The following is a 12,009-nucleotide window of genomic DNA, read 5'->3' as shown; positions in this document are numbered from 1 at the left end:
CCGGCAAGCCGTTGAAACGGGCAGCGATGGGAGTCGCGCCTCTCGATTGCAGCTGGCGGGAAAGAGCATCCACGCAGTCTTGCCGCATGAAGACATCCCATGTCTCACATGCCACGAGGACCTTGGCCCCGTGAAGGAGTCCAGAGTTTGGGCCGAGCGTTGGGTCGATCCAGCTTCCGGATTGCTGCGGCGCTGGGGCCATACAGGCTGCAAGCGCGATGGATGCCATCGCCAGCGAGCGGCGTAGGAGGGACCGACAAGAGACGGGTGGCACAGCGCCTCCTTAAAAGCTGCAATTTAGCTACTCGTCTCCAGCTTTGATATTCACGGTCGTTTCCGCTAGTTTGGACATGTATTCGTCGCCGCCGTACATATCCTCCACAGCGCCTTTTAGCGTTTGATAGTCATCGTCTTGACCCAGCGCCTGTGCATATGCCGCTGCCGTGCCGAAGCCGGCAATGCCGTAATGCGTCATTCTCTGAAATTGAGAAATGATCACCGCGTCGAGTACAGCCCCTTCTTCCGGTGCTTCCTCCATCGTATGTTTGATCGCTTCAGCGGTCAGCCCTGCCATCCCTTTGCAATGCTCTTTGGCAACTTCCTCACCATTTGAGGTAAGGAGTTCCTTTAGAAGCTCAGTGTGCTCTGCAATTCCCTCTTGGGAGTTGGACAGCATTTCCTTTAGGCTTTCGTCGGTGGCCTTACCCTCGACTTTCTTAAGAAAGCGCAACATCTGGTCATTCGCTGACCATAGATCTTTCAATTCGTCTGTGTAAAGATCTTTAAGACTCGAAGGAGTGGACATTTTATTTCCCTTTTGCAATGGTGATTTGATCTCGCGTGAGACGCGAGGCTTAAGGGTAGGTGTGCTCTTTTTGCGACTCAAAGATGTCGGACGAAGCGCTGACCAGCTGTCGAAGATCCAAGGCGGACGCAGTGACTAGATGTCAAAAGACACATTCATAGTTTTTTACCTCACCTCGGGCAGCTGTCTGACATCTAAATTTTAAGAAGAGAGCACATGTGACTGTGGCCGGTAGCGCCGAGATAACGCGATTCGGTCTCTATCTAAAAAGGAGTTTCTATGAAACGTCACATCTTTCCAGCGCTCGCTTGCGCCGTCTTGCTTACGTCAACTGGAGCATCATTTGGGCAGACCACCTCCGTGCCTGCTGCGCCTGACCCCGCCGTCGGGGGGCAGGCCAGTACAAAGACTCCAGCGGGCGTTCCCAATCCCACACAAAAGCCCGATGGCGTGAGTCCTGCCTCGCGCGAAACCGTGCGATCCGAGGCCCGCATGGAGCACAAGAACAGCGCCAACACAAACTTGCCCAAGGGCGAGTCGTCTACCACGATCAACAACCAACCGAATCCTGCTCAGCCGACTGGCGCGATGTCTCGTTCCGAAGTCAAGCCGACCCGAAACGAACTGAAACCCCAGATGGGCAAGGCGGGCGAGCGGCCCGATGTGCCGACAAATCCAAAGGACAAGACTGGCACTCCGCAATAGAGTCATACGTCGCCGGGAGAGAAGGCATCACGCAGCGCAACGTAGAGCCCTTCCGATGGGAAATTGAACGGAAAGCTTCCTTTTCCGCTCATCAGCACACCAAGGCCGCACCGTTCAGGAGGCGGACAAGTCACGCCAGCGCCGGCGAGCGTGGCTCCAAGGACATCGTGCGCGACGTGCGCTACGGATCAGCGACATCCTCGACGCGCCCAGGGCCCACGCCTCCGGCGACACCAAGGAGAAGGGTTCCTTATGGCGCGCGGGGGCGCCGTCCTACGGGTCATGGACCGCTGAGCCTTTATCGTAAATCTTCAGTCAGCAGCGCTCCAGCGGCGCGAAAGTGCGGGGCGTGCGGACTGCGAAGCAATCAACTTACAGAGGGACTCCCATGAAAAAGCATCTTCTCGTACTCGCCTTCGCCTCCTGCGGTCTGGTCTTGACGAGCGCCCACGCAATGACCAAGGACGAGTACAGCGTGGCCAAGCAAAAGATCTCCGCCGACTACGACGTCGCCAAGGCCAAATGCGACACGTTGAAGGACAACGCGAAGGATGTCTGCATGAAGGAGGCCAAGGGCGCTGAGAACGTCGCCAAGGCCGAACTCGAACAGCAATATAAGCCTTCCCCCCGTCATTCGAAGAAGGTGGCGGAGGAGAAAGCAACGAGGACCTATGACGTCGCCAAGGAAAAGTGCGACGACTTGGCTGGCGATGCCAAATCGGCCTGCGTCAATCAGGCCAAGGCCGACCATAGCGCTGCGAAGGCCTCTATCAAGCGCATGAAGAGCTGACTTGGCTTCGCCAGCGACCGCAAAGTAGTGTGTGGGCACCCATCGCAAGCGAGAGTCGCCCTAAGGCCGCGTCTGTCGATCGAGCCGATGGACCAGCGCCGGCACCTCGCCTGCGAGCTCCCGAGCAAGGTAGCCGACCGCGCCGTGTCGCCGTGCCAACGCCGCACCCGCGCGGGCGTGAACGAGCACGCCCCAGGCACAGGCCTGCATGGCAGGCAGTCCGCGTGCCGCGAAGCCACCGATGAGGCCGGCCAGCGTGTCGCCTGAACCCGAGGTACCGAGCCCCGGCCCGCCCCCGGAGAAGCGCCAGGCGCGGCCGTCGGGCTGCGCAATGTGCGTGTGCGCGCCCTTCAGCGCCACCAGCGCGTTCCAATGCATGGCGGCTTCCCGCGCGGCGGCCAGCGGCTGCTCGCAAACCACCTCCTTGGGCAGTCCGCTCAGGTAGGCCATCTCGCCCGCACGAGGCGTCAGCACCACGCTGTTTGAACAGAACGGTCCCTCGCGCACGACCGACATTGCCAGCGCATCCAGAATCACTGTGCTGCCGGAGAACATCAACAGCATCGCGCGTACGAACATCACGCTACGCGATTCGTCCTGCATGCCCGGCCCCATGACCAGTGCTTTCAAGCCCTCGGCGATTGGTGCCAGAGCCTCGCAGCCGCTGACATCGAAGCCGCCGTCCGGCGTCTCCTCGAGCGCGATCACCCGGGCTTCGGGAATTGCGAGCGCCAGGCCCGATGCCACGCGCTCGGGCGCCGCGATCGTGAGTTCGCCCACGCGAAGTGCTGCCGTGGCAGCAAGCAGGGCGGCTCCGGGGATTTCGACGCTGCCCGCGACCACCAGCACGTGGCCGCGGCCCTCCTTGTCGGCATCCGGGCCCAGTTCGGGCAGCGGCCATTGCTTGAGCGTGGCTTCAGTCAGCGGCGCGTCGCGGGTCTCTGCCATGGGTTCGGGCTCGGCGCTCAGGGCTTGGGCGCCACAGGCTGGTCGGGGGCGGTGGTGACCGGAGTGGCCGCCTCACGCAAAGGCGCAACGAAATTGGCCAATTCCAATTGCAGCGTCTCGTCCTCGTCCTTGCGGCGCTGGGCGCGGTACGAAGTGATGCCGCAGTTGGGCACGTCGCCCTGACGGTCGATGTCGAGAATCTGCTTTTCGTCCATGTGCTCGAGCAGGTAGCGCATGCAATTGACGATCACCTGATGCGCGACCACGAGCACGCGGCAGCCTGCGTACTCGCGCGTCACCATCTCCAGTATGCTACGCAGGCGCAGGATCACGTCGCACCAGCTCTCGCCACCGGGCGGCCGGAAGTAAAACTTGCCCACGTGCACGCGCTGCTCGTTGAGTTCGGGATGCTTCTGCTGGATACCCAGCTTGGTCAAGCGGTCGAGGATGCCGAATTCTTTCTCGCGCAGGCGCTCGTCAAGCCGCAGCTTCGGTGCCACCCCCGAGGCCTCGGCCAACAGGCGTGCCGTCTCCTGCGCACGCAAATAGGGCGAGCAAAGGATGACCTCCGGCTGCTCGTCCTTCGGCAAGCTCGCGAACCAGTCACCCAGCGCCGACGACTGGGCCCGCCCGAGTGCCGCGAGCGGCACGTCGATGTCGCGCCAGTCGAGCTCGATCAAGGCCAGGCCACCCGACTCTGCGGCGTCGCGCGCCACATTGCCCGCGCTCTGTCCATGACGCACGAGCCAGAGGCTTTGAGGCCAGTTGGAATGCATGAAAGAAGTTGGCATGTCGGACGGCGGACGATCCGAAGCGCGCGACGCGAAATCACGCAGGCCGAATCCGACAGCGATGTCGGTAGGACCCGTCCGTCTTCCTTTTGAGGGAGCGGCTGAACCCGCAAGCGAAAGAGAGCAGCAGAGTCTTTCCACGGTCTCGGCAAAGCCTTCACTAGGTACTCCGAGACCGCGAGAGCCTTCTGGAATGACGAAAGTCGCCAGAAGGCTCTTCGTTATCCAGGTCGAGCTTAGGCTGCTTCGCATCTAGAGTTTGTGAAATGTGGTGATTCATGAATGGCTGAACTTTTCCAGTCGCCCTGCTCGGGCCGAACACCGTTTCGGGTTCGACGGCTATTCGGACGTCGTATCCGGTTGAGCGGCGGAGCAACACCATCAGCGCCTCAGCGTCGTCGCTCGAATCTTCGGCACCAGAATGCGAAGCGGTCAGTCCTTGGCGAGGACGGTGACCTTCCCGTCCCTCTCGAGAGTCGCACGGGCCACATCTGAGACCTTCTTGTCGCCGATGGATTGCCGAATGGCCTCCTCAAGGTTGCTCTGCGAGAGCAGGGCCCTACGCATGGCGGCCGGGTCGACCTGCCCGTCGCGCACCACTTCGATTTCCCTGCCGTTCACCAAATCGTCGAAGCGTGCCCATCGGGTGCTCGCCAGGGCGACCGCGCGATGTACGAACACGAGTACTGTTGACGCTGCCATCGTAGCCAAGAAGGGCGAGGCGCCGACCACGGCTCGACTCAAGACGGCCCCGAGCAGCACTGTGATGCAGGCGTCGAAAGGGGTGTGCTGACCAAACGAACGCCGCCCCGACGCACGAATGAGCGCGAGCGCGAGGGCAAAGACCACGGCCGCGCGTGCTGACATCTGCCAGACCGCGAGATCTGAACCTTCGCCGAACACCAACTGGATGATTTCAAACACGGTCATCTCCTACTTTGTCGGACCCGCGGAAGGCGCGATCATTTCGAGCTCTTCTCAAGCGGGGTGCGTCATGTACAGCATCGATTCCAAGCTCAAGGAAGTGGAACTCAGGCTTCTTCGACCGACACAGATCAGCGTCGGATTCAGGGAGGTCGAGCAGAAGCGCGAGTCATGGAACAAGCTCGGTGCCAAGGAGAGGCGGGTGGCCATGAGCCACGAACTCTTCCCCGTCATCAAGGGTCCGAAGAAGTATTTCTACATCATTGATCATCATCACACTGCGGGTGCTTTGATCAAGGAAAAATCCGAGAACGTGCTGGTTGGCGTGGTGAAGGATTTGTCGCGCCTCCATCTCGACGACTTCTGGATCTTCATGGACCACTACAGCTGGGTGCATCCGTATGACGAGACCGGAAAGCGGTGCGGCTTCGATAAGATTCCGACCAACTTCGAGGATCTCAAGAACGACCCATACCGCAGCTTGGCGGGTGAAGTGCGGGACGCCGGCGGTATCGCAAAGTCCGACGCGCCCTTCCTGGAGTTCCTGTGGGCTAACCATTTTCGAAGTGCCGTGCCGAGAAAGCTGATGGATGAAGAGCCTAAGAAGGCGCTGCGCTTCGCCCTCGTCCTGGCCCGCTCGAAGAAGAGCTCGTATCTGCCGGGCTGGCCAGGCCACGTTTGACGGCAAGGGGAGCTCGCGACGCAATGGTGCGTCGCATTTAAGGGATCGGAACGGACTGAGCGTCAGCGGTTGCAGACTGATACTGGTCGACTTTGGCCGCTATGGCCCGGAGAGTCTGCGCTCGCCGGCGGGAGTGCTGGCGAGCCAGTCGTCGACGATGAAGTCTGGGGCCTTCTTGCACATCGCGAGTCGCGCGCTGACCGGGTCAAGGCGCGAGGTGGACAGTGCTACCCGGCATTTCTGTTAACGCTTCGCCTGGTGGCTTAATCTCGACGAGCACGGTCCATGCTCAGTACTCAAACTCCGAGGCGTCGTCGTTCAAGATATCGCCGATGGTGACCCTCTCGTAAGCCTGCGCAGTCAAGAAAGGCCCGCCGAAGGGGGGCAAGACCAATGTGGTCGGAGGTGAATTCATGATGGAGCGCGCTCCTGAACTGAAGCTAAACCTCTGAGGGTCAAAGCGCAGGCTGCGGGCGCGCGCCGGTGCGTGCGCGCGAATTGCATGGACTCCGGCAGGCGAGGCACCAGCGTCGGCGCTACCAAAGCCTCCACCAGGGCCGACGCGTACACATGTGTAACGGTCGCAGGTCGAGGCGGTCGACGATACTGGCCGCCGCGCCGAAACGGCTAGCCGGTTCGGCGTGCTCATCCGATGAGGCGCGACCGGCTCGGCGCGCGTCATGTATCGAACGCGGGGCTTCCGGATTCAGCGAAGCGGAAACAGTGTCTTGAGTGGGCATGACAGCAAAGTTGGCAGGAGCTTCGTGGGCCTAGCACGCATTCCATCTTTCGAATGGCCCGTGGTTTGCATGGGGACGAGCGAACCATAACCGAGTCTTGCGCAACGCCTGCGTGCATTTTTTGCTGGCTTTAGACGTCAGGGCCCGCCATCACATGGCGCCTTGACAGACCGGAATGGCGCAGATCGCAGACTCAGGGACCGATGATGCCATCGTCGGGACCTTCATCCTGCGCCGGTCGCGGCGCGTTCGGCGTCATCAGGCCCCCTTAGCGAAGGATTTCCTAGCCGTGCCCGCACCGCCAACACGGGAGATCTAGCGCCGGCAGGCGACGGCCTCGCAAACGCACGTCTTTCGGTAGTTGAGGCTAGTTGCGCTCAGCGATTGTGCGCCGACTCCGCCCGCACGATCTGATGCAACACCTCGCTCGGATTCGTGTCCTCCGTCAAGGTACGGACCTCGCGCTGGTCCTCGCCCTCGACACCCAGCTTGGTGGCCATGCGGGTGACGAGCCGCAGCAGGGCCGTCATCTCGCGCTCGTTCAGAAGGTTGATCTGCAGGTCTAGGTGATGCCGTCGCTCGTTCTCCTCCGCCGCCATGTTCTGGCTGATGAGGATGAGGACGGAAAGAAAGATCGCCTCCAGCGAGACGATGAACAGGAGGAATGTGAACGGGTACGGATCGAATTTCACGATCGATTCGTTCAGCGCGATCCAGATCGCGAACACGGCGAGGTTGGCCCAGAGGAAGGCGACCGTACCGCAAAAAGCCGCTACGGCCGACACCATCTTGTACAGCCTCGGCTTGGCGGCACGCTCCTTGTCTTCGAGGCACAAAATCGACTCGATGTTGCGCTCGGTCAGGGTCTCGAGCGAAGGAGCGGGACGTGAGGCACCGCTCGTCGGCTGGCTTGGCCCCTCCGCGCCGGCCCTCACGTCTGCATCCGTGGCCTTCGGGACATGCATGCTGCCTTCGAGCGGTTCAGGCCGTCGCGCCCGTGAGCTCGTCCATAAGCTCTTCCTTCCGGGCTGCGAGTTGTTCGCGCATGCTGACCAAGTCGAGGCTGCGCGCGGCCCGCGCCTTGACGAAGATTTCGTTGCGCTCCTCCTTCACATGGTGATCGATGTACTCGCCGAGCACCTTTACCTTGGCATCGAACATGTCGTCGACGTTGGCTGCCGACTCCAACTGCGCGATCAGATCCTTGACGGTGGCGTGCTCGACCTCGGCCTCATCCAGCAGGTCGGTGGCCTTGATTGCGTTGCGCAGCGCGGGATAGAAGATTTCTTCCTCGATCTGGGCATGGACCGTGAGTTCCATGCAAATCTCGGTAGCGAGGTCCCGCTTCTTCTGTCCGGCACTGGCGGCCTTCGACTTCGTGAGCGTCTCATAGTCGCCGAACAGCTTCTTGACCTTGCGGTGATCGGCATCGAGAAGGCTGCACGCGTCGGGCGCGGCGCGCTTGGTGGTGGTCATCATTTATCCTTCGTTGTGAGGTGTGGGGCAACGCATGATGAAGACGGCGATGATTGGAGTTCGTAGGCGCCGCTCCCATTCGCACGCGCAAGAACACCGACGCGGTGCGAGCGCAGAAGTCGCGACAGCCTGCGCCTGACGGACAGCGGCAGAGCGGTGGTGGTTCCAGGCTCCTAGGGCGATTGACCGCCGGCGAGCAGGCCTTACGCACGCAAGGTGCCCTGCGATGAACGTGCGCCGTGCGGCGGTCTAGAGTTGGTTCGAGATCAGCGCCGCAGCGTGCTCGAGCAGCTTCTCATGGAAGGGGCGATCATGCCTCGAAGTCATCCGACGGAACTGCGCAAGATCTTTCTTGAACTGCACCGTCTGCGCCGTGGCAAAGGCCTCGTCGTAGATGTTGAGGTCGGCCTTATCGTTTAAGGCGAAACGACCGGTTGTCGAAGTTGGTCGAGCCCACCGAAACAAGAAGGCCATCCACCGTGAAGACCTTGCAATGGAAACATCGTGGGCTGGTATTCGCTGATCTGACGCCCGCCTCGAGCCAAGGCCTCCAGGATGCGCGCGAGGCGCCGCGCACGGTCTGCGAATGGTAAAGGTCTCCTTGTTCGGCGAGGCCCCTAGGGCTCCGCACGACGCTTGCGGGTCGAACGATACAGACGCATCAGCGGCGCTGCGGAAGCCCCGTGCAGCAGCACCGACACTGCGATGGTGACGAGCACCACGCCGGCCGTCTCCTCGAGTTCAGGGCCCGCCGCGCCATGGGCCGAGGCGTAGGCCAAGTAGTAGACGGAGCCCACGCCCCGGATGCCGAACCAGGCGCCCAGGCGGCGCTGGCCGGCGGTCCACTGGCGGCCTCGTGTCGCGAGATAAACGGCGACAGGCCTTGCCACGGCGAGCAGCAACGCGGCGAGGAGCAGGTTGCGTCCCGTGAACATGGCCGGACGCAGGAGGAAGCCGATCACCAGCATGGCGCCGAGCTCCACGAATTTCTCAAGCTCCTTTGCGAAGTCGAGGACCTCGCGCGTGATCGCTCCGGCGGTCTCGGCTCGGGCCTTGACCTCGGCGTTTGTCAAGGGAGCTTTGACACGCCGGTTGGCGTCCATCGCGTCCTCCACTTGCGCCACCGCTGCCGCTTGTACATTGCGCATTCCCAGACCCGCGAAGAACACAGCAAGGAAGCCATAGACCGATGCATGCAACGCGACGCCATAGGTGAGCGCAATCAGGCCGAGCGCCAGAAAGCTTTCCATGCCAAGCGCCTGCCGCTTGCTCGTCTGCAGGTAGAGCGTCAGCCGCGTGAAGGCCGCGCCGCAGGTCCATCCGAGCGCCATGCCGCCCGCGATGGCCCACACGACGTCGAGCGCGAGCCAGCGCAATCCAGCGGCACCCAGCGTGTGCGTACCGAGCAGGCCGAGCGCTAGTAGCACCAATGGGAAGGCTGCGCCGTCATTGAGTCCTCCCTCAGCGGTGAGGGCGAAGCGCAGCTCGTCTGCATCGTTCTCATGACGCACCTGCACGTCGGATGCGAGCACCGGGTCGGTGGGCGCGAGGATCGCCGCCAGCAGCAACGCACCGGCCAGGCTCCAGTGAAGAGCTAATCCAGCGGCGGTCATCATGGCAACCGTGAGCACCATGCCCATCGTGGCCAGCGACGCCGGCAGCAGCCAACTCGACAGCTGCCGGCGAATCCGCAGCCGCAAGCCGACCGCGAACAGGGACACCAGAACTGCGCCCTCGGTGACGTGCTCGATGAAGTGGGCGTCCGACGCCAGGTCTAGCTGAAGCAGGCCCAGGCCGCCCGGGCCCACGGCCAGCCCGATGAGCAGATAGAGCGCTGCCGCACTGACGGGAAGCGCCCGTAGCAAGGTGCCCGACAGCGCCATGAGGATCAGCAACGCTCCGATGAGCAGGTCCCATGTTGCCGCCGACATGTCGAGCCTAGCGTCAGTTGCGGGTCGCCGCCATCAGGAACCAGTGGCGGTGCGGGTGGCTGGCGCCATCACGGTCGCGGATCACTATGTCGATCGCCGGCAAACTCGAGTGTTGGATAGTGGGCCTCCCTATCGACCGTCATTTTCTTTCGAAGAGATACTCGCGCACCTTCTCCGCGGAGTTGCCCACGGCGGCTACGGCCGCCCTCAGGGTCTGTTCGTCTACTCCGAAGGCCTCGGTCCAGCTGCGGACCTCGTGCGGCTCATTCAGGGCGATCAGCTTTCGATCGAGGCCGGTCTTCTTCGGGTCATCTGCCATGGCAATCTCCTTCGCTTGTCGAGCACGCTGCTCCTCGAGAGCCAGCTCCAGGAGAGTCTCGGTCCAGTGCTTAGGCAAGGTCATAGCCCATTTTGCGCGTTCTTCTGACAGCCAATGCCTCACCGGCATGGAACTGTCCCATCCCATGGACCTCGCCCATTACCCGCCAATGCTTCTCGACCACCGGCCCTTGCCCTTAACCGCGCCGGGCTGGCTCTTCGAGATCCAGTACGACGGCTACCGCCTCACTGCGATGTTCGGAGACGGCGAGTGCAGGTTGCGCACGCGGGGGGGTGCCAACGCGACAAGCTGGTTCCCCGAGGTTGCGAACAGCTTGGCCGCGATCCGTGGCGGGCCTTACGTGACCGATGGTGAGGTCTGCGTGTTCGACGAGATCGGCCGCTCCGACTTCGACCGTTTGCAGATTCGCGCCCGCCGACGCCGCTGGTTTAAGGGCTGCGATCCCGTTGGATACGCCATCTTTGACCTCTTGGTCGACCATGGAATCGACGTCACTCACTACACGCTCTTGCAGCGCAAGGCGCTCCTCGGCGAACTGCTGGACCCGCACCCTGATAACGTCCTGGTCGTTGGTTACTTCAGCGATGACATCCCGCGCATCTTCAACGACGCCGTGCTGGGGCTGAAGCTAGAGGGCCTGGTGGCCAAGCGCGACGACAGCATCTACGTGCCTGGCACACGCAGCCGGCACTGGGTGAAGGTGAGACGGGAGGGCGCTGTGCCGGCGCAGCGGTTCTAGCGGTAGCGAATAGCGCCCCGACGTTGGCCCCCACGTGCAGGGCTTTCTTGAATCCGTTCCGCTAGGGGCCCCTAGTGTTCACCCGTCGTTCGGAGTCCCTGCTCGTCTGCCCGTCGGGTTCCCGTCTCTTGAGCTGCTGGCGCCTTCGGCTCTCAAAGTTCGGCTGCTCACTTCGGAAGCTTCTCGCCAACTGGCCAGAGACCACAGAAACGGCTTAGGTGGGCCTTACGCCCTAGCGGCCGATCTCCGGCTGGCCAGGGCCGCCAGCCGGCGCAGCGCTTGGCGCGCGGCAGCCACTTTTGGCGTGTTCCCGCCCCGCGCTTCGAGCTCGTCTAGGGCCTGGTTGACTAGGGCGGCGTCTTCCCGCGCCGGTGCAGTCCGGGCGGGTGGCGGCGGAAGTTCATCAACGGGCAGCACCTCAATGTCCGGTGGCGCTTCCTCCTGCCGAAACCCGGGCTTGGTGTAGCCGCTATTCGAAGTCTTCGTTAGCGCGGTGCTGCGTCGGAAGAACCGGAACTTGGCACCCACGGGCAGGTCCGCAAAGGTCATGGATCGAATCTTAGTCCCGATAGCCGAAAACCCGCTGAAGTCCGAAATCACAACGGACCCGAAGGGTCCGTTGTGATTTCCTCACTCCCGGGCAGGAAGGCTGATTGTGCAGTTGCCGTCGCGGTCCGTAGTGTGGACGATTTTCGCTGGGCTGGGGGCGGTTTGCAACCATTCGGCCCTGGCACGGACGCGTCAGGGTTCGCAATGGCAAGCGGGAGCTTCAGCTTGCTCAGCGTCTGCCTATTCGCCGGCTCGGCCCTAAAGCCGCGCCATGCTAGTGAGCCTCGGCCACGAGGTCGACACCTTGGCGGGAGGATCTGCTCGCGGCCGAGAAGCATGTGCGTGCACAACTCGAGGCGCGCATGCGCTGCGCAACGAATTCCTGGCCGTGATGTCGCACGAGTTCAAGAAAGTGAATTTCAGCGCATTGCTGACTTTGCGCGACGAGGGCCTTTATCTCCCACTTAAGTCAAGAACTCCAACAGCCAACTGACGCCCGAAGCATTGCTCCAAGCAATAAAAGACGCAAAGAAGAATAAGTGACCCTGCGCCGCGGGCTAACGATACGTGATGAGGAAAGCGCCGACAG

At 62.1% G+C, this 12,009-nt stretch carries 15 protein-coding genes; 5 read left to right on the top strand and 10 right to left on the bottom strand.

Annotation, left to right across the window (positions count from 1 at the left end; genetic code table 11):
• Positions 1–301 precede the first annotated feature (301 nt).
• Entirely contained in the window at positions 302–805 is a 504-nt protein-coding gene (locus tag QTI33_RS09100) for a DUF892 family protein (RefSeq protein WP_286505462.1), read from the bottom strand.
• A 492-nt stretch (positions 806–1,297) separates the two neighbouring features.
• On the opposite strand from QTI33_RS09100, the gene QTI33_RS09095 reads away from it, so the two are divergent.
• Positions 1,298–1,510: a hypothetical protein gene (locus QTI33_RS09095; RefSeq protein WP_286505461.1), complete on the top strand. Its 213-nt coding sequence runs from the start codon at positions 1,298–1,300 to the stop codon at positions 1,508–1,510.
• Between the two features lie 388 nt (positions 1,511–1,898).
• Positions 1,899–2,300: a hypothetical protein gene (locus tag QTI33_RS09090; RefSeq protein ID WP_286505460.1), complete on the top strand. Its 402-nt coding sequence runs from the start codon at positions 1,899–1,901 to the stop codon at positions 2,298–2,300.
• Between the two features lie 60 nt (positions 2,301–2,360).
• Here QTI33_RS09090 and QTI33_RS09085 read toward each other — a convergent pair whose 3' ends face one another.
• The 3 genes from QTI33_RS09085 to QTI33_RS09075 all read right to left on the bottom strand — a co-directional run bounded on the left by QTI33_RS09085 (position 2,361) and on the right by QTI33_RS09075 (position 4,963).
• Positions 2,361–3,248, bottom strand: a complete 888-nt coding sequence (locus QTI33_RS09085; RefSeq protein WP_286505459.1) for an NAD(P)H-hydrate dehydratase — start codon at positions 3,246–3,248, stop codon at positions 2,361–2,363.
• A 17-nt stretch (positions 3,249–3,265) separates the two neighbouring features.
• Positions 3,266–4,024 carry a histidine phosphatase family protein gene (locus tag QTI33_RS09080; protein ID WP_286505458.1) on the bottom strand — a complete coding sequence of 253 codons (759 nt, stop codon included), beginning with the start codon at positions 4,022–4,024 and terminating at the stop codon, positions 3,266–3,268.
• A gap of 447 nt (positions 4,025–4,471) precedes the next feature.
• Positions 4,472–4,963 carry a DUF421 domain-containing protein gene (locus QTI33_RS09075; protein WP_286505457.1) on the bottom strand — a complete coding sequence of 164 codons (492 nt, stop codon included), beginning with the start codon at positions 4,961–4,963 and terminating at the stop codon, positions 4,472–4,474.
• A 70-nt stretch (positions 4,964–5,033) separates the two neighbouring features.
• Here QTI33_RS09075 and QTI33_RS09070 point away from each other — a divergent pair, with 70 nt between their 5' ends.
• A complete protein-coding gene (locus QTI33_RS09070; protein WP_286505456.1) occupies positions 5,034–5,645 on the top strand; it encodes a ParB-like protein in 612 nt (203 codons plus the stop codon).
• 1,117 nt (positions 5,646–6,762) lie between these two features.
• Here the strand turns inward: QTI33_RS09070 and QTI33_RS09065 are convergent.
• The 6 genes from QTI33_RS09065 to QTI33_RS09045 form a co-directional block, all read right to left on the bottom strand.
• Positions 6,763–7,350 carry a DUF1003 domain-containing protein gene (locus QTI33_RS09065; RefSeq protein ID WP_286505455.1) on the bottom strand — a complete coding sequence of 196 codons (588 nt, stop codon included), beginning with the start codon at positions 7,348–7,350 and terminating at the stop codon, positions 6,763–6,765.
• A 16-nt stretch (positions 7,351–7,366) separates the two neighbouring features.
• A complete protein-coding gene (locus QTI33_RS09060) occupies positions 7,367–7,864 on the bottom strand; it encodes a hemerythrin domain-containing protein (protein ID WP_286505454.1) in 498 nt (165 codons plus the stop codon).
• Positions 7,865–8,110: 246 nt separating this feature from the next.
• Positions 8,111–8,335 (bottom strand): phospholipase D-like domain-containing protein, encoded by a 225-nt coding sequence (locus tag QTI33_RS09055; protein ID WP_286505451.1) that lies wholly within the window; start codon positions 8,333–8,335, stop codon positions 8,111–8,113.
• Positions 8,271–8,438, bottom strand: a complete 168-nt coding sequence (locus tag QTI33_RS35130; RefSeq protein ID WP_353506318.1) for a phospholipase D-like domain-containing protein — start codon at positions 8,436–8,438, stop codon at positions 8,271–8,273. The genes QTI33_RS09055 and QTI33_RS35130 overlap by 65 nt, the downstream gene beginning before the upstream one ends.
• A 40-nt stretch (positions 8,439–8,478) precedes the next feature.
• Positions 8,479–9,792, bottom strand: a complete 1,314-nt coding sequence (locus tag QTI33_RS09050; RefSeq protein ID WP_286505450.1) for a cation:proton antiporter domain-containing protein — start codon at positions 9,790–9,792, stop codon at positions 8,479–8,481.
• Positions 9,793–9,931: 139 nt separating this feature from the next.
• Positions 9,932–10,111 (bottom strand): DUF3606 domain-containing protein, encoded by a 180-nt coding sequence (locus QTI33_RS09045; RefSeq protein WP_286505449.1) that lies wholly within the window; start codon positions 10,109–10,111, stop codon positions 9,932–9,934.
• Positions 10,112–10,256: 145 nt separating this feature from the next.
• Between QTI33_RS09045 and QTI33_RS09040 the strand changes: the two genes are divergently transcribed.
• Together QTI33_RS09040 and QTI33_RS09035 are read left to right on the top strand one after the other, a co-directional pair.
• Complete coding sequence (locus QTI33_RS09040) at positions 10,257–10,871, top strand: ATP-dependent DNA ligase (protein ID WP_286505448.1); 615 nt, start codon at positions 10,257–10,259, stop codon at positions 10,869–10,871.
• A gap of 820 nt (positions 10,872–11,691) precedes the next feature.
• Positions 11,692–11,913 carry a hypothetical protein gene (locus QTI33_RS09035; RefSeq protein ID WP_286505447.1) on the top strand — a complete coding sequence of 74 codons (222 nt, stop codon included), beginning with the start codon at positions 11,692–11,694 and terminating at the stop codon, positions 11,911–11,913.
• The last annotated feature ends 96 nt before the right edge of the window (positions 11,914–12,009 follow it).

It is taken from the genome of Variovorax davisae, assembly GCF_030316845.1.
Lineage (GTDB): Bacteria > Pseudomonadota > Gammaproteobacteria > Burkholderiales > Burkholderiaceae_C > Variovorax > Variovorax davisae.
Note: the sequence above shows the minus strand (reverse complement) of the source record. Positions and strands in the feature narration are given on the sequence as shown.